The sequence below is a fragment of the Amphiplicatus metriothermophilus genome, from assembly GCF_900199215.1.
GTDB lineage: Bacteria > Pseudomonadota > Alphaproteobacteria > Caulobacterales > Parvularculaceae > Amphiplicatus > Amphiplicatus metriothermophilus.
The window spans coordinates 456,275-474,483 of the sequence record NZ_FZQA01000002.1 but is presented as its reverse complement, the minus strand read 5'-3'; the positions used below and the strand labels follow the sequence as shown (position 1 = coordinate 474,483).

Annotated in this window: 13 protein-coding genes; 12 read left to right on the top strand and 1 reads right to left on the bottom strand. The window is 61.5% G+C overall.

The genetic code is table 11. The annotated features are described in order from the left end of the window. Window positions 1-7 precede the first annotated feature (7 nt). Genes narJ through CHB64_RS06960 form a run of 4 tightly spaced genes read left to right on the top strand, consistent with a single transcriptional unit; the run spans window position 8 to window position 3,353 of the window. Window positions 8-724 (top strand): nitrate reductase molybdenum cofactor assembly chaperone, encoded by a 717-nt coding sequence (gene narJ / locus CHB64_RS06975; RefSeq protein ID WP_089411865.1) that lies wholly within the window; start codon window positions 8-10, stop codon window positions 722-724. Continuing rightward, entirely contained in the window at window positions 721-1,437 is a 717-nt protein-coding gene (narI, locus tag CHB64_RS06970; RefSeq protein WP_089411864.1) for a respiratory nitrate reductase subunit gamma, read from the top strand. Before narJ ends, narI begins: the two co-directional genes overlap by 4 nt. A gap of 4 nt (window positions 1,438-1,441) precedes the next feature. After that, window positions 1,442-2,716 carry an alginate export family protein gene (locus tag CHB64_RS06965; protein ID WP_089411863.1) on the top strand — a complete coding sequence of 425 codons (1,275 nt, stop codon included), beginning with the start codon at window positions 1,442-1,444 and terminating at the stop codon, window positions 2,714-2,716. A 10-nt stretch (window positions 2,717-2,726) separates the two neighbouring features. Continuing rightward, window positions 2,727-3,353: a hemerythrin domain-containing protein gene (locus CHB64_RS06960; protein ID WP_089411862.1), complete on the top strand. Its 627-nt coding sequence runs from the start codon at window positions 2,727-2,729 to the stop codon at window positions 3,351-3,353. 158 nt (window positions 3,354-3,511) lie between these two features. Here CHB64_RS06960 and CHB64_RS06955 read toward each other — a convergent pair whose 3' ends face one another. Continuing rightward, window positions 3,512-4,708, bottom strand: a complete 1,197-nt coding sequence (locus CHB64_RS06955; RefSeq protein ID WP_143265956.1) for a sensor histidine kinase — start codon at window positions 4,706-4,708, stop codon at window positions 3,512-3,514. Window positions 4,709-4,777: 69 nt separating this feature from the next. Between CHB64_RS06955 and CHB64_RS06950 the strand changes: the two genes are divergently transcribed. The 8 genes from CHB64_RS06950 (at window position 4,778) to CHB64_RS06915 (ending at window position 18,184) form a co-directional block, all read left to right on the top strand. After that, window positions 4,778-5,533: a LytR/AlgR family response regulator transcription factor gene (locus tag CHB64_RS06950; RefSeq protein WP_159462436.1), complete on the top strand. Its 756-nt coding sequence runs from the start codon at window positions 4,778-4,780 to the stop codon at window positions 5,531-5,533. Between the two features lie 137 nt (window positions 5,534-5,670). Next, a complete protein-coding gene (gene bglX / locus CHB64_RS06945) occupies window positions 5,671-7,932 on the top strand; it encodes a beta-glucosidase BglX (RefSeq protein ID WP_200815260.1) in 2,262 nt (753 codons plus the stop codon). Between the two features lie 229 nt (window positions 7,933-8,161). After that, complete coding sequence (locus tag CHB64_RS06940) at window positions 8,162-9,148, top strand: glycoside hydrolase family 16 protein (protein WP_200815259.1); 987 nt, start codon at window positions 8,162-8,164, stop codon at window positions 9,146-9,148. Between the two features lie 33 nt (window positions 9,149-9,181). Then, entirely contained in the window at window positions 9,182-12,199 is a 3,018-nt protein-coding gene (locus tag CHB64_RS06935; protein WP_089411858.1) for a TonB-dependent receptor, read from the top strand. Between the two features lie 141 nt (window positions 12,200-12,340). Continuing rightward, window positions 12,341-13,900 (top strand): tryptophan halogenase family protein, encoded by a 1,560-nt coding sequence (locus tag CHB64_RS06930; RefSeq protein WP_200815258.1) that lies wholly within the window; start codon window positions 12,341-12,343, stop codon window positions 13,898-13,900. Window positions 13,901-13,917: 17 nt separating this feature from the next. After that, window positions 13,918-14,643, top strand: a complete 726-nt coding sequence (locus tag CHB64_RS06925) for a SapC family protein (protein WP_089411857.1) — start codon at window positions 13,918-13,920, stop codon at window positions 14,641-14,643. Between the two features lie 145 nt (window positions 14,644-14,788). Further along, entirely contained in the window at window positions 14,789-16,282 is a 1,494-nt protein-coding gene (locus CHB64_RS06920) for a tryptophan halogenase family protein (RefSeq protein WP_089411856.1), read from the top strand. A gap of 276 nt (window positions 16,283-16,558) precedes the next feature. Continuing rightward, a complete protein-coding gene (locus CHB64_RS06915; RefSeq protein WP_089411855.1) occupies window positions 16,559-18,184 on the top strand; it encodes an amidase in 1,626 nt (541 codons plus the stop codon). Window positions 18,185-18,209: the final 25 nt, after the last annotated feature.

Here is an 18,209-nt window from a genome sequence, read left to right as displayed (position 1 = left end):
GGCTGCGATGACCAACACCTTCAAGGCCCTGAGCGCTTTGCTCGCTTATCCGACAGCGGAAATTAGAGAGGCGGCGGAGGATATTCGCGCTATAATTCATGACGAAAGGCTGGCGCCCATCTGGGCGTTAAATCGGCTTGACCGGTTGATCGACGAGCTGGAGTCGCTCGACCTGTACGAGCTGCAGGAACGCTATGTGTTCCTGTTCGACCGCACGCGCTCGCTGTCTCTGCATTTGTTCGAGCATGTGCACGGGGAATCCCGCGATCGCGGCCAAGCGATGGTGGACCTCAGAGCCCTTTATGAGCGCGCCGGCCTTGAAATCGCTGCGAATGAGCTTCCCGATTATATTCCGTTGTTTCTCGAGTTTCTGTCGACGCGGCCGATCGGGGAGGCGCGCGCGCTGCTGGCCGAGCCCATTGCGGTGATCGTTGCGCTGAAGGAACGTCTTATGCGGCGGAAAAGCCCTTATGCGACGGTTTTTATCGCGCTCGAACAGATCGCCGAGAATGCGCCGCGCCCTAAAGATCTCGAAGAGCTTCGCCGCGCGCCGGACGACGACCCGCGCGATCTGGCGGCGCTCGACGAGGCCTGGGAGGAGGCGGCGGTGACCTTCGGTCCGTCATCGGAAGATGGATGTCCGGCGACGCGGGAAGTCCTTGCACGGATGCATCGCGGCGAAGCGATGATGCAGCCTTCCCGCCGTCAGGAGGACGCGAGATGACGCAGTTTCTCAACGAATTTCTCTTCGGCTTTTATCCCTACGTCTGTCTCTCCGTGTTCATGGTGGGAAGCATTTTGCGATTCGAGCATGGACAGTATTCCTGGCGATCCGGATCGAGCCAGCTTTTGCGCCGCAGGCAGCTCATGATCGGCAGCGTCCTGTTCCATGTCGGCATTCTTATTATCTTTCTGGGGCATTTCGTCGGTCTTCTGACGCCGATATGGGTTTTCGACGCGCTCGGCATATCGCACGGCGCGAAGCAGATCCTTGCGATCGTCGTGGGCGGATTGGCGGGCGTGGTCTGTTTCATCGGCGCGACGATGCTGATCCATCGCCGTCTGTTCGACGCACGCATCCGCAAGACCTCAAGTTTCGGCGACATCGCCATTCTTCTGCTTCTCTACGTGCAGCTCATCCTCGGCATGTCGACGATATTCGTGTCCCTGCGGCACCTCGACGGGCATGAAATGGTGAAGTTTATGGAGTGGGCTCAGCGCATCGTCACATTCAGGGGCGGGGCTGCCGACCTCGTGGCGGACGCTCATCCCATTTTCAAAGCGCATCTGTTTCTGGGTCTGACGATCTTTCTGGTTTTTCCCTTCACGCGACTCGTCCACATCCTGAGCGCGCCGGTCTGGTACCTCGGCCGCCGCGGCTATCAGATCGTGCGCACGAGAAAGGGCGGCGCGGCCCGCCGCTTGCCTGCGGAGTAAAGTCATGGACCGTCGTTCTCGCCAGGCGCGAGCGTTGCGAGTCGCCCTTAAAACGGCCGCATTCGCAGCAGGTCTCTTCGCCGGCGCCGTGGCCGCCGAGTCGACGCCGGACGAACAGCGCAGCCCCGTCATCGCAGCGATACTCTCCGGCAAACCGATAATCGACGTGCGTTATCGTTTCGAAACAAACGATACGGACGGCTTCGATCGGCGTGCGATTGCGAACACGATACGTACGCGGTTCGGCTACGAGACAGGGGTGGTCGCCGGAATCCGGGCGCTTGTCGAGTTCGAGAATGTCGCGGTTCTTGGCGATGATCGATTTAACTCTATGGTGAATGGACGCACGCAGTTTCCCATCGTCGCCGATCCGGCGGCGACTGAGATAAATCGGGCCGAGGTTGTTTTCAGCGGGATCGACGGCGCGGAGATAAGGTTCGGGCGGCAGCGGTTCAATCTTCTCAATCAGCGTTTCCTGGGCGCAGTCGACTTTCGGCAGAACCAGCAGACGTTTGACGCCGCGCGCCTTTTCGTCACGCCGGTCAAGGGGCTGTCGTTCGACTATCTGCATATCCGGCGCGTGCATCGCGTCTTCGGCGACGACCATCCATTCGGCGAATTCGAGGGGGACAGTCATGTGTTCGCGGCGAGCTACGACGCCGGACGTCTTGGGGTCGTATCCGCCTATGGGTTGTTGCTCGACCTGGAGAACAGCCCGGTCAATTCTTCTGCGACCTGGGGCGGGCGCTACGCCAACAAAATTGAGATCGACGAGACCGCCGGCGCGCATTTTTCATTCGTCGCAGAATATGCGTCCCAAAGGGACCATGCGCGCAATCCGTTCAATTATCGCGAATCTTACCTGCACGGCGAGGCGACCTTCGCTCTTCGATCTGTAGCTGCAATCGTCGGTTATGAGAGTCTCGGCGGAAACGGCGCGATCGGATTTTCCACCCCGCTTGCGACGCTGCACAAGTTTCAGGGACTGGCCGACGCCTTTCTGGTTACGCCTGCGCAGGGGATCGAAGATGTTTACGCGACGCTCTCGCTTAGGCTTCCTGCGCCGACGTTCCTTCACAAGGCAAACTTGTTCGTGACCGCGCATGATTTTGAGTCCGAGAGCGGCGAGCTCGATTTCGGGCGCGAACTGGACGCCGGGCTCATGATTGCGATTACAAAACATTGGTCAGCGGAGCTTTCTGGCGCCGTCTTCGACGGCGGCGATTTCGGCCCGGCGGACCGGAGCATCGTCTGGACGTCGCTTCGGTTCCAGTATTAGGGAGGCGAACATGATCGGCGACGACAGGAATTCGCCAGGCGGCGCGCCGCCCTGCGCCTCTTTGCCGGCGGAACCGGGCTGGGGCGGCTTCATGACAATCGAGCCTGCGCCGCTTCATCTTCTCGATCGACCGCTCGATTTCATTTTCGCCGAACATTACCGCCAGCGCGCAGTCAGCTCGCTGCTTTCCATGACGGCGGAAGGCGAATGCGATTCCGCCGAAATCGAGGCGATCATCCGGTTTCTCGAAAGCGAATACAGGCTTCATATCGCAGATGAAGAGCTGAGCCTGTTTCCGCTCCTCAAGGCGCGATGTCTTCCTGAAGACGGCATCGACGAGGCGATCGCGAAGATCATGGGCGAACATCAGTGGGAGGAAGCCGAGCTAGACCGGATCATCGAAGACCTGCGCGCCATCCGCGCCGGCGCTTCTATCGACGCGGCGATGCGCGCCCGGCTCAACCGGTTCGCCGAGCAGATCAAGCAGCATCTTGCTTTTGAGAACGGCATCCTGCTGCCGATCGCGCGGGTGAGGTTGAGTCTGATCGATCTGGCCGATCTCGCCGACTCCATGCGTCAGCGGCGCGCCCGCGTCGATCGAGGCGGCCCCGCTGCGGAGAAGTTGTCGGGGTCGTAAGGCCTCGTCGTCGCGCGCGCCCGACACGCCCTCGGGTCAGAGAGAGGATTGTCATCGTCACCAGCCTGCCGCAGACAGAGATGATCGCCGGACCATGGCGACTGAATTCACAACACCCGGACGCCGCGGCGGTCCGAACGGGCCGTCTTCTCGAAGGCTTATGAGAACGGGCGATGACCCGGCGCGCCGCAAGGCAGACGGATCAGCACTTCGAATCCCGACGTTCGGTCCTGACTGACCGAAAACTCAAAATCGTCGCCGTATACTGATTGAAGCCGCTGTCTGACGTTATGCAGTCCGATGCCCGGAGAGCGTTCCGCCGCGCCGTTGGATGCGGTCGGCTTGCCCGGTCCGTTATCCGTCACGATTATCTCAAGACGCTCGCCGCGCCGGCGCGCATCGAGCCGGATCAGGGTCGGCGAAAGGCTTCGGCCGACGGCGTGTTTGATGCTGTTTTCGAATAATGGCTGCAAAAGGAGATTCGGTATCTCCACCGATTGCGCATCTTCATCGACATTGAATTCGACGTTGAGGCGGTCGCCGAAACGCACTTTTTCGATGCCGAGATACTGGTTGAGAATGTCGATTTCGTCGCGAAGCGTGTGTTGCAGCGCGTCGTCTTCGTCGAGCGACGCGCGCAGGAACGCACCGATTCGCGCAAGCATTTCGGTTGCGCCCTGCTTGTTGTCCTTCTGCACGAGCGAAGCGACGGAGTTCAGCGCGTTGAAGAAAAAATGCGGATTTAACTGATATTTCAAGCTGCGCAGCTTCGATTCGCGCGCCAGGTTTTCCGCATGAAGCCGCCGGATGCTCTCCTGCTGGGCGATCGCCTGCGCTTCCAAAGCCGACTTTTGCGCCTCGAGCGCCAATTCGCGTTGTTCGATCCATTGCCGGTAGTATTTCAGGGCATGATAGCAAAACGCCCAGGAGGCCATGACAGTGAACGATCCGAAGATCCATCCGCCCCAGTCGTCCATGCTGATGATTTCGCCCGACATCCACGTGAACGCGCCGAGTCGCAACGCCGTCCATGCAAGCGAAGCGGCGATAATCGCGACGCCGTTGACGAGAATGCGCAGCCAGATCTTCGCGTCCCATACGGCTTTTGCGACCCAACGCAGCGGATGGCTGACCGCAATGCCCAATAGGGCCTGAAGCACGGTGTGAATGGCGGGAATCAACTCGCCAGGATTATACCAGATCGTGAGGGTGACGTAGCTGAATGCGGCGAAGCCCAGCCAGCCTCCGAGCTGGAAGGTCCAATAACCCGGCAATTTGGAGAAGGGCGTGGCGCTGGACGTGGCGTCAGGCGTCTGCTTCATTGTGGCGGCTCCAAAGTCGGTACGGGGCGCCAAATTGCGGCGGCCGTCAAGCGGCGGGACGAAAGAGAAATGTCCCGGCGACGCCTCCCGCGAGGAGATCGGATGCTCAAGACGGTCATATGCGATGACGAGCCGCCCGCCCTTGAACTGATGGCGTCTCTGCTGCGCGATACGGGCGAGATCGAGCTCGTCGCCGCGTGCCAGTCGGTTCGCGAAGCCCTTGACGCCATCAACGACGGCGGCGTCGACCTTGTCGTTCTCGACATTGAAATGCCGGATCTGACCGGCGTCGACGCTTGCGGGCGGATCACGGTCGAACCGCGCCCGCTGGTGATCTTCGCGACCGCCCATCCGGAGTATGCGGTCGAGGCGTTCGGCGTTGATGCGATCGACTACATTCTCAAGCCGCTTGATCCCTTGCGCGTGCAAAAGGCGGTCGAAAAGGCGAGTCGCCTGCGCCGCTTCATCCGTGAGCGGGAATCGGGCGCGCCAATAAGGGTCGCGCAAACGGCGCCGGCTGACGACGCGAGCGTTTTGAAGATCAAGGATGCGGGCAAGCTCTATTTCATCCCTCATGCCGAGATAATCTGGGTGGAAGCGGCGGGCGATTATTCATTGCTCCATCTCGCAGGGGAGCGCGAAGTCACGGTGCGAGTCACGATCAAGGCGCTCGAGTCTGAACTGCCCGCGGCGCATTTTGCGCGCGTGCACCGGTCTGCGATCGTCGCCGCCTCGCATATTCGGGAGATCACGTTGTTGCCCAAGGGCGAGGCTCTCATCCATATGAGCGACGACGCGAGCGTGCGCACGAGCCGATCGTACCGCGACGTCGTCCAGGCGCTGACGTCGGGCCTGTGAGCATCGCCGCTTTCGCGCCGCGCAATCCTATCCGCCGCAGGAATCGGACGATCCGCCGCGCGGCGCGTTGCGCTCGACCGGGACGATTCGGGATAACCTTCCAAATTCGCGCTGACGGCGTCTGGGAGGATGGGAACGTGAAAACCCTTGCAAAACGCCCTGGATTGGCGATCGGGGCGGCGCTCATGTGTCTCGCGGCCGCAGCGCGCGGAGCCGAGGCCGACGCGATCGACGCGCGCATCGAAACGCTGCTTGCGCAGATGACCCTCGCGGAGAAAGTCGGGCAGCTCGTCTTGTACTCTGATCCCGGCGACGTGACCGGGCCGGCGCCGCAGGATGAAACGCAGCGCCGCAAGGTCGAGTTCGTCAAATCCGGCCTGATCGGCTCGATGTTGAACGTGATCGGCGTCGAAGACGTGCGCGAGATCCAGAAGATCGCGGTGGAAGACTCGCGCCTGGGCATCCCGATGCTGTTTGGCTACGACGTCATCCACGGGCACAAAACCGCCTTTCCTATTCCGCTTGCGGAGGCGGCGAGCTGGGATCTCGCCCTCATTGAGAAAAGCGCGCGCATCGCGGCGATTGAGGCCTCGGCGCAAGGCCTCAACTGGACCTTCGCCCCGATGGTCGACATCTCGCGCGATCCGCGGTGGGGGCGCGTGATGGAGGGCGCGGGCGAAGATCCTTTTCTGGGCGCTGAAATCGCCGTGGTCCGCGTGCGCGGTTTTCAGGGAGAGGATCTGGCCGCCCCCGACACGATCGCGGCGACGCTCAAGCACTTCGCCGCCTATGGATTCGCAGAATCCGGAAAAGACTACAATGCGGCCGATATCGGAACCGTCACGCTCTTTAACGTCGTGCTGCCGCCGTTCCGCAAAGCGATCGAGCGCGCGAATGCGCGCGTCGTCATGAATTCCTTCAACACGCTAAACGGCGTCCCGGCGACCGGCGACAGATGGTTGCAGCGCGATATCCTCAAGGGCGCGTGGGGCTTTGACGGATTCATCGTTTCCGACTGGAGTTCAGGTCTCGAAATGATCGCACACGGTTTCGCCCCCGACGCGCGCGAGGCGGCGCGTCTCGCCATTCTCGCCGGGTCCGACGTGGACATGGAGAGCGATATCTACAAGCGCTATCTGGAGGGTCTGGCCGCAGACGGCGCCGCGCCGATGGAGATGATCGACGACGCCGTGCGGCGCGTTCTGCGCGTGAAATTCGAGCTCGGACTATTTGATGATCCGTACCGTTATCTGGACGCCGCGCGTGAAAAGAAGGCGTTGTCAGAGCCCGCGCACCGGGAGCTGGCGCTGAAGATCGCCGAACGCTCGATCGTGCTTCTTAAAAACGAAGGCGAGATTCTGCCGCTTCGAGCGCATGACAGCATTGCGCTCATCGGCGCGCTCGCCGCGGACAAGGATACGCCGCTCGGGAATTGGCGCGCGCAGGCCGAATTCGGTTCGGCGGTTTCGGTGCGCGAAGCATTCGAAGCCGCGGGCGTCGATTTCGAGTATGAAGAAGGCGCCGCGCTTGAGGTCGGGCAGGCGAACTTCGCCGACGAAGTCTTGGTCAACACGTCTGACCGCAGCGGTTTCGACGCCGCCGTCGAGGCCGCCGGGCGGGCGGACAAAGTCGTCATCGTGCTGGGCGAGGACGCGATGCAATCCGGCGAGGGACGAAGCCGCGCGCATCTCGGATTCCCGGGCGTGCAGCAGGATCTTCTCGAAGCGGTCTGCGAGGCGAATCAGAACGTCATCCTTGTGGTGATGAGCGGCAGGCCTCTAGTCCTCTCCTGGGCGGCGGAGAATGTGCCGGCGATCGTGCAGGCGTGGCATCTGGGTCACGAAGCGGGAACGGCGATCACCAATGTTCTGACCGGCGCGTACAACCCGAGCGGCAAGCTGCCGATGACGTTCCCGCGCGCAGGCGGCCAGATTCCCATCTATTACAACCATCTCAACACAGGCCGGCCAGGGCCGAGAGAAGAGGTCTTCTGGTCGCATTACATTGATGAATCGAACGCGCCTCTTTATCCGTTCGGTCACGGCCTCAGCTATACGACGTTCAGCTATTCCAGGCTTAGCGTTCGCCAGCGTGGCGAGAATATCGAAATATCGGTACGCGTCAGGAATGATGGACAAGTCGCCGGCGAGGAAACGGTCCAGCTTTACATGCGCGATCGCACGGCGAGCGTCAGCCGGCCGGTTCGCGAGCTGAAAGGCTTCCGGAAGATCGAGCTCCGCCCGGGAGAAAGCAGGCGCATTACATTCTCGCTGACAAAAGAAGAACTGGGATTCTATAACCAGCGTGGAGAATATGTGGTCGAACCTGGGACGTTCGACTTCTTCGTCGGCGGCTCCTCGGCGGCGACGCTGACGACTTCTTTAAATTATCGCGTTTGATCGCCGCGCGGAGCGATGATCGGCCGGCAGGCGCGCTCTCAGGGCGCGTTTATTGCGCCGCAATACTCACCTCGCGGCGATTCGCCTTCCCATCCGCCGCACCAACCTTCCCACTCGCCGCATGAGAATTGAGGCGGCGCCGGGGCGGTTTCATCTTCGCATCAAAGAAGAAGGAATTTCGGGAGGGGCGCCGTTGACCGGTACATTCCTTTTCTGCGTCAGACCGGTTTTGGCGGTTTTAGCGCCGGCGCTGCTAGGCGCCGGTCTCGCCGCATGCGGCGCGAAATCAGAGCCGCCGCGCTGGGAAACGGTTTGGTCTGATGATTTCGACGGAGATACGCTCGATCGCACGAAATGGCGGGCCGAAGTTTCGTGCTGGGGCGGGGGCAACAATGAGCGCCAATGCTATACCGACCGACCGGAGAACATCAGCGTCGAAGGCGGCGTCCTGAAGCTGAGGGCGAGGCCTGAAGTCTACACAGGGCCGCTCTATCCTTCGCATCATAAAGACGCTCGCCAAGGAGAGGCGACCCGCGCCTATACTTCCGGCAAGATCATGACGCGCGGCCTGGCGTCCTGGAGGTATGGACGATTTTCGGCGCGCATAAAGCTGCCGGCGGGGCAGGGGGCGTGGCCGGCGTTCTGGATGATGCCCGCCGATGATTTTTATGGGCCGTGGCCGCTGTCCGGCGAGATCGACATCATGGAAGCCGTCAATCTTGAGACGCCGTGCGCGGAATGCGTCGGCGGCGTCGAGCGGCGCTCGTCGGGGGCGCTGCATTTCGGCGGCCTGGCGCCGGAAAACACCTATCTGCACCTGAAAACCGACAAGACCAAGGTCGAGGGGCCGGCGAACGAATGGCATGTCTTTACGCTCGAATGGGGCGAGGGCGTCATTCAATGGTTCGTCGACGGCAAAATATTCATGCGACTTAAGAGCGATGATTGGCATACGGCCTCGCTGAAGGCGAAAGGCAGACCTTTCGCGCCGTTCGACCAGCCGTTTTACCTGATCCTGAATCTCGCTGTGGGCGGAAATCTGCCCGAAAAATCGAACCAAGGCGGCTTCGACGACGCGGCGTTTCCGGCCGAGATGCTCGTCGACTGGGTTCGTGTCGAGCAGTGTACGGACGATATCGAAACAGGGCTGGCGTGTCTTTCGAAACAGGAATGGTCTGGCGAGCCTCAAGGTCCGTGGGAGAAAGATCAGCTGTAACGCGATTAAGCATATAAATCCGGGAGGGTGAACATGAGAAACAAGCGAAACAAGATGCGCGCGCGGCTGTCGGCCTCGCTTCTGGGCGGCGCGTCCGCCTTCGCGCTTGCGCAGCCCGTATGCGCGCAGGACGCGCTCGACGACGACGGCGCCACCAACGAAGACGTGATCATCGTTACGGGGATCCGCCAGAGCCTGCAGGCTTCGATGGATGTGAAACGCGAATCCCGCGGCGTCGTCGACGCCATCACGGCGGAGGATATCGGCAAGTTCCCGGATACGAATCTGGCCGAATCCCTTCAGCGGATAACCGGAGTGTCGATCAATCGCTCTCTGGGAGAGGGCAGCCAGGTGACGGTTCGCGGTTTCGGCCCCGATTTCAACCTGGTTCTCCTGAACGGGCGTCAGATGCCCTCGGCGTTCCTGACGGGCGGCGCGCCGTCCTCTCGCAGTTTCGATTTCGGCAACATCGCCGCGGAAGGCATCGCGGGCGTCACCGTCTACAAAACCGGCCGCGCCGCCATCCCGACGGGCGGCATCGGCTCGACGCTGAACATCCTAACCGCGCGGCCGTTAGACATGCCGGGCTTGCGGTTCTCCCTTGGCGCGAAGGCCGTTCTCGACAAGTCGGTGACGACTCTGGCGGAACAGACCGTGACGCCGGAGATTTCCGGCATCTTCTCCAACACCTTTGCGGAGGGCAAAATCGGCGTGTTGATCGCCGGCAGCTACCAGGATCGCGAATCCGGTCAGGCCCAGGTCGGCACGACCAGCGGCTGGCGCGGCGCTTTTCTGGGCTCGGAGAATGATTGGGGAACGCTTCCCCAGCCGCCGAACGACACGCAAGTGACGAACAGGCCTGGTCCGAACGATATTTATTCGGTTCCGCAAAACATCAATTACCAGCTCGCCAGCTTCGACCGCGAGCGGATTAACGGACAGCTGGCGCTGCAATTCCGGCCGGCAGACAATCTCACTGCGACGTTCGACTACTTCTATACGCGCAATGAGATCGACGCGCGCAGGGCCGATCTGTCGGTCTGGTTCAATCACGGCAATACGACGAGCGCCTGGACAGACGGACCGATCGCCGATCCGATCTTTTACAACGAAGATTTCGGCGACGCCGGAAGCGATCTGTCTATGGGGGGCGGTCGCGACGGCTCAAAGAGCGAGAATAAATCGTTCGGCGCGAATGTCGCGTGGGACGCGACGGAGCGGTTGAGTTTCAATGTCGACTTTCACATGTCGAGCGCAGAGAGCGGTCAGAACAGCCCGTTCGGAACGAGCTCGGTGGTTTCAACCGCAGACTTCCAGCTGCGCAGCCAGGGCGTCAATTTCGAGAATGAGATTCCAGTTCTCACGCTTGGCTTCCAGGATCCGTTTACGGATATTGACCCTGCGCGCATGATTGCGACGGGGTCCGTATTCTCCAATAGCTTCATACGAACCGAAATCGATCAGGTTCAGTTCAAAGGTTCGTATGATTTCGACAGCTCGATCGTGTCCAGCGTCGATTTCGGGGCGACCTACACGAAGAACCGGGTTCGCTCGGCTTTCGCCAACGCGCAGCGAGATACATGGGGCGGCGTCGGCACGGCCGCCGATTTGCCGGACGACATATTCCGCCGCGTCGATCTGGCGAGCAATTTCGACCAATTCAGCGGATATAAGCTGACTCAGCAGGATTTTCTTGTCTTTGACTTCGACAGAATGATCGAGATCATCGACAGCGACGGGCCGCCGTTCTTCAACGCATGCGGCGGAGACGGCGTCTGCCGGTCGGACGATTTTCTGATCGATCGCCGCATCGAAGAGGAAAGCTGGGCTGGTTTTCTTGATGTCGTCTCGGACTTTCACGTCGGCGACATGCCGGCGCAGATCATCGCCGGCGTCCGCTATGAAACGACCAACGTCGTCTCCCCGTCCCAGGTGACCGCGCCTTCGGGCGCGCAGTGGGTCGCAGCGAACGAGTTCGTTCTCATCGGTCTTACCGACCCCAACAACGTCGTCGTTCAGGAATTTACCGGCGGCTACGACTATTTCCTGCCGGCGGTGGATTTCCAGATAGATCCGCTCGAAGATGTGAAGCTTCGGGCTTCCTACAGCAAGACGCTCACACGGCCCGGCTATGGCGACATCGCCGGCGGGCTGACCGTTAGTCAGCTCTTTCGCATCAATGGAGGCAATGGAACGAACGGAAACACGGACCTGAAGCCGTTTCTGTCGAACAATATAGATCTGTCTGCTGAATGGTATTACAAGGAAGGGTCATACCTATCCGTCGGTTTTTTCTATAAAGACGTAAAGAACTTCATCGGCTCCGGCGTCGTTACGCAAACGCCCTTTGAAGTGTACACGCCGGTCGGCGGCGCTCGTTGGAATGCGGCCGTCGCCGCGCTTGGTTCGGATCAGGACCTTGCGGCCATTCGCCAGTGGATATTCGAGAACGCCGATCCTTCGACGTTTGAAATAACCGGGCTCGACAGCAACGGGAACTTCACCGGAAACATCTTCGGCGTGCCCGGCGAGGATCCGCTGCTGACTTTCGACATCGCGACGCCGATCAACCAGAGAGCCGCAGAGCTCCACGGCTGGGAGTTTGCGATCCAGCATATATTCGGCGAGACGGGGTTCGGTCTGATCGCGAATTACACGATCGTCAACGGGGACGTGACGTTCGACAAGCTGCAGGTGCCCTCCAGCGGAGATCCGCAGTTCGCGCTCACCGGCCTCAGCGACTCCTACAATCTGATCGGCTTCTACGACAAGAACGGCCTGCAGGCGCGCATCGCTTATAACTGGCGCGGCAAATTCCTTTCGTCGACGATTGGCGTAAGCGGCACGCCGAATAATCCTCTTTTTGTCGAAGACTTCGGACAGCTCGATTTCAGCGCGAGCTATGACGTGAGCAAGAAAATCACGGTCTTTGTAGAAGGCATCAACGTCTTGAACGAGACCGGGCGCGTCGTCGGTCGGTCGCCTGCTTACATCAACTTTGCGACCCAGACAGGACCGAGATACAACTTCGGCGTCCGTTACACGTTTTAGCCGGATTCTCGAAGCGCGTTTTCCTCCGGCGCGCTTCGAACCCCGGCCGGGCGGGATCAAGGCGCCACGCTCGCGGATTAGCGCGAGCGTGGTATCTTCCCTTCAGGCTGCGGATCTCGGGAAACCGCGGAAGTCAGATAAGTGACGGACGAGGTCGTAAAAAGCGTCATGATCGTCGGCGGCGGCGCGGCCGGTTGGCTGACCGCCGCCGTCATCGCGGCGGAGCATTGCGCCCATTCTGAAGAGGGCCTTGAGGTCACGGTCGTCGAATCGCCGAATATCCCGATTATCGGCGTGGGAGAGGGGACCTGGCCCAGCATTCGCGACACCTTGCGGCGGATCGGAATCCGCGAGACGGAATTCATCCGGCGCTGCAACGCCAGTTTCAAACAGGGCACCAGATTCGACGGCTGGCGCGACGGCTCGTCTGGCGATTCGTACTTTCATCCCTTCGATCCGCCTCCCGGCCCGGACGAGGTCGATATGTTGGCGTTATGGCGCGCGGCGCCGGCGGGCGCGCCGTTCGCCCAGGCGATCGGCTGTCAGGCGGCGCTGTGTCTTGCGGGCAAAGCGCCGAAACAAAAGACGACCCCTGAATATGCGGCGGTCGTCAATTACGCCTACCATCTCGATGCGCCCGCATTCGCGAACCTCTTGCGCGAACATTGCGTGCGCCGACTTGGCGTGCGCGTCGTCCCGGACGACGTGGTCGGCGTCGAAACGGACGAGGCGGGGTTCGTAAGAACCCTGAATACGCGGAGGCATGGCGCTCTCCAAAGCGATCTTTATATTGATTGCACCGGATCGAGAGCGCTGTTGATAGGCGACGCCCTTGGCGTGAAAGCGAAGGATGTATCGCACATTCTTTTTAATGACCGCGCCCTGGCTCTTCATGTTCCCTATATGGATGAAAACGCGCCGATCGCCTCGCAAACGACCGGAACCGCGATGGGCGCGGGCTGGATATGGGACATCGCGTTGCAATCACGCCGAGGCGTGGGATACGTATACGCGTCCGGCTGCGAAAGCGAGGAAGATGCGCGCGCGGAACTCGCGTCCTATCTTCGCCGCGTCTCGCCGCCCAGCGGCGCCAACGCGGAGGATGCGCGCCTGATCAGGTTTTCTTCCGCATACCGCGAGACGCCATGGGTCAGGAACGTCGTAGCGGTCGGCATGGCGCAGGGTTTTGTCGAACCGCTTGAAGCCTCGGCGATCGTCATGGTCGAGCTCTCGGCGAGGATGATCAGCGACACGCTGCCCGCGCGCAGAACAATGATGCAGCGCGCCGCGGAGAGGTTCAATGCGCGCTTCGCCTATCGTTGGGAGCGCATCGTCGATTTTCTGAAGCTGCATTACGCGCTGAGCCGCCGCGCGGAAGATTACTGGCGCGCTCACGCCGAGCGCGAGACATGGCCGGCGCGTCTCGCCGGCCTCCTGGAGCAATGGAGATTCGATCCGCCGTCGCGCGAGGACTTCACCGACGCGCTGGAGATATTCCCGGCCGCGAGCTACGCCTTCGTGTTGTACGGCATGGGGTTTGAGACGGCGCGAAGGCCGCTGCGGCGGCGGAAGGACGATCCGCGGCGCGTCGCGCGCCATCTGAGCGAAATCGCTGCGCGAGGCGAGAAATTTCTCGGCGGATTGCCGTCAAATCGCGAATTGATAGATCATGCATTAACGAATGGCTTGATGCGCGTTTAGACGAGACAGGCGAAAACATGGCCAGGCATGTGCAACTGAATAATGTCGATCACGCGAATCTGCGCATCCGAACGGAGCGCGGCGAGGCTTTCGGCGACGCCGTCATGTCATGCCCGGTATTTCCCCGCGAGCTCCGCAATGTGCAGGCGCATTATCCGATCATTTTCACGAAGGATCCGAATCTCGCCTGCTTTCGGCCGCTGGCGCTGTTCGGCTTCGAAGAGGGCGAGAATCTCTTTCTCAAGGGCGATGTATGGGACGCGCCCTATGTGCCGCTCGCCATGCGCATGCGACCTTTTCTGATCGGGTTTTCGTCCGTCGAGGGCGAGGGCGAGGGCAGGCGGGCGGAAGCCCATATCGATCTCGACCATCCGCGCGTAAGCGAGACGGATGGCGTACGGATCTTTATGGAGCATGGCGGACACTCGCCCTATCTGAAAGAAATGCTCGGCATTCTTGCGGAAGCGCATGACGGCGAGCAGTCCATCGCCGGTTTTTCGGCGATGCTCGAAGAGTTCTCGCTCATAGAACCGTTCACGCTTGACATAACCCTGAATGACGGGACGACAGGCCGTCTTTCAGGCTATTACACCATCGCAGAGGAGGCGCTCTATGGCCTTGACGCATCGGCGCTGGGCCGGCTTCAGGCTGCAGGAAATCTGCAACCAATCTATATGGCCGTCGCTTCGCTCTCCCAGTTCCGTTCGTTGATCGATCGGCGCAATGCGCGGCTTGAGACATGATATCGAGGCTCGCATGCGGCAAGCGCGAGGCGATCCGGTTCGCAACGCCGGCGCGAGAAATCCGATCCGTTCGCGCCGATTACGCGCAAGGCCGCCCGGCAAGCTCGCGCATTCCTGCTGAACCGGCTGAACAGGCGACGCCCAGATGAGTCAATCTCGCCCGCGCAAGAAAGTGATTATCGCCGGCGGCGGAACCGCAGGGTGGATGGCGGCTGCGGCGATCGGCAAAACGCTCGGCAAGATCGTCGACGTAACGCTCGTCGAGTCTGACGCGATCGCAACGGTCGGGGTCGGAGAAGCGACGATCCCGACGCTGGTGACCTATAACCGGTTGCTGGGCATCGACGAAGCGAAGTTCATGAGCGCTGTAGGCGGAACGTTCAAGCTCGGCATCGCTTTCGAAAACTGGACGGACCTTGGTCATCGTTACATTCATTCCTTCGGCGTGACGGGCAAGGATCACTGGACGGCCGGCTTCGCGCACTTCTGGCGCCGCGGCCGGGAAATGGGGATCGCGAGGGATTTCGGCGACTATTGCCTGGAGCTCGTCGCGGCGGAGCGGGAGCGGTTCGCACATTTGCCCGATCTCGGGCTCAATTACGCCTTTCATCTAGATTCGACCGCCTACGCCGCTTTTCTGCGCAATATCGCCGAGGAGCACGGGGTCGTCCGAAAGGAGGGGCGCATTTGCGGCGTTCGGCGCAAAGAGAACGGCGATCTTCAGGCGCTGGTCCTCGAGGGCGGAACCGCCCTTGAAGGCGATCTCTTTCTGGATTGCTCCGGCTTCCGCGCTCTTTTGATCGGCGAGACGCTCGGCGTGGGCTATGACGACTGGACCCATTGGCTGCCGTGCGATCGGGCGATCGCCGTGCAGACGAAGTCAACGCGCCCGCCGGTTCCTTACACCAGATCGATCGCGCATGAGGCTGGCTGGCAATGGCGGATCCCGCTGCAGCACCGCACCGGAAACGGCATTGTCTTCTGCAGCCGCTACATGAGCGAGGATGAAGCGCGGGAGCGTCTCCTTTCCAGCATTGAAGGCGAGATCTTGACGGAGCCCCGCGTCATCCGCTTTCGCGCCGGCGCGCGGCGCGCCCATTGGCATCGCAATTGCGTCTCCATCGGGTTGTCCAGCGGTTTTATCGAGCCTCTGGAATCGACGAGCATCCATCTGATCCAGCGCTCGGTGATAAGGCTGATGCAGATGTTTCCGCACGGCGACGTCGAGCCGTCCGACGTGACGGAGTTCAATAAACAGACTTTCTACGAGCTGGAGCATATTCGAGACTTCATCATCCTGCACTATCATCTGACGAACAGGACGGACACGGAGTTCTGGCGTCACTGCCGCAATATGGATATTCCCGACGGCTTGAAACATCGCATGCGGCTATTTTCCCAAACCGGGCGCGCCTTCAAAGCGAATGACGAGCTGTTCGCCGAGAACTCCTGGACGCAGGTGATGCTGGGACAGGGGCTGCTGCCGAAGACATATCATCCCGTTGCAGACGTGATGTCCGAAGAGGAGCTGGCGCGCTTTTTGGCCCATGTGGAAGGCAACGTCGCGCGAACGGTCGAAAGCCTGCCGGCGCACGAGGCCTATCTCAAGACATATTGTCCCGTAAAAGCGCCCGCCTGATCACGCCTGGCCGGCTTGCAGGTTCCGGCAAGCGGCGGCCCCGGCGGCTGTCAGGCGCAATTAGCAGCTAACGGCCTCGCCGCCTGCTGCGGGTCGCGGTTTTGCGCATCAAGGTTCGTTTCGCTCCGCCTCGACCTGTTCGTCTTCCCAGGGGGCGACAGGGCGTCGCGCCCGTGTATATTGCCGCGCTGAGGGGACGGAGCCTGCCGCGTGGGGCGCTCCAGTCAGGACGATGCCGAAAAGGCGAGATTGCGGAAAAGAACGGAGGGCTTGCTCATGAAACGCTGGATCATCGCCATGCTGCCGGCGGCCGCCATCGCCGCCTGTTCGCCGAGAGTAGAAGAGGCGTCGCCTGCGGAAAGCGCGGAACAGGCGGCCGACTACGCGCCGGAAGGAGTCATCGCCAAAACGCTGCCGGAAATCGCCGCCGCGCTGGCCGCGGGCGAGACCACGTCGGAGGCGCTCGTTGAAGCGTATGTTGCCCGCATCGAGCGCGTGGACTGGGCGGGGCCGGCCTTGCAAAGCGTGCTGGCGCTCAATCCGAACGCGCTCAAGGACGCGCGCGCATCGGATGCGCGCCGGGCGGCTGGCGCCGCGCTCGGCCCGCTCGACGGCGTTCCGATCCTTCTCAAGGACAATATCGAGTCCCTCGATCCTGTGCCGACGACCGCCGGCGCGCTGGCGCTCAAGGACAATGTCGCCGGCCGCGATTCCCCGCTCGTCGCAGGCCTGCGCGCGTCTGGCGCGGTGATCCTTGGAAAGACGAACCTAAGTCAGTGGGCGAATTTTCGCTCCAACGACTCCATGAGCGGCTGGTCGGCGCTGGGCGGGCAGGTCAGGAATCCGCATATGCTCGACCGCAATCCCTGCGGATCGAGCTCCGGTTCTGCCGTCGCTGTGGCCGCGTCTCTGGCTGCGGGCGCGGTCGGCACGGAGACCAACGGCTCGGTCATCTGTCCGTCTACGGTCAACGGGATCGTGGGCTTCAAGCCGACCGTCGGCCTCGTCTCGCAGGAATATATCGTGCCGATCTCGTTCTCGCAGGATACGGCCGGACCGATGGCCAAGACCGTCGCAGGCGCGGCGATGATGCTGAACGCGATGGCGACGGGCGAAGCGAGAACCGATTACGTCGCGGCGCTCGACGAGGACGCGCTTCAGGGCGCGCGCATCGGCGTCGCCCGTTTCGCTCAGGGCCAAAACGCGGACGTGATTGCGCTCTTCGACGCCGCGCTTGAAGACATGAAAGCCGCCGGGGCGGAGCTCGTCGAGATCGAGAATTTTGAGCCGGCGACGGAAGATTTCTGGGGCAAGGCGCGCGCCGTTCTCGAATATGAATTCAAGGCGACGATCAACGACTATCTCGCCGCAGCCGCGCCCGGCGTCGCGACCCGCGATCTCGACGCGCTCATCGCTTTCAACGAAGAACATGCGGACGTCGAGCTGGCGCTGTTCGACCAGTCGCTGTTCGAATCTTCGGCGGCGCGCGGCGGACTGGAGGAGCCGGAATATCTGGAGGCGCGCGCCGCCATTCAGCGCGCGACCCGGGAGGAGGGTATCGACAGGCTGCTCGCCGAGCATGGCGTCGACGTCCTGGTCTCGCCGTCCGGCCCGCTGCCCGGCCGCATCGATCCGGTCAACGGCGACGTGTGGCCGGCCTGGGCGGGGGCGGGTTATCTGGCGGCCATCGCCGGCTATCCGCATCTTTCCGTGCCGATGGGAGCGGCGCGCGGCGCGCCGGTCGGCGTTTCCTTCATCGGCGCGAAAGACGCCGACGCGCAGGTGCTGGCCTATGGCTACGCCTATGAGCAGCGCACGAAGCACCGCGTCGAGCCGGCCTATCTGCCGAGCGCCGAAGCGCTCCCCGAAATCGCCGTGGCCATGCGGCGGAAAATGGAATAAAGACGGGGCGAACAAGGAGAAGCGG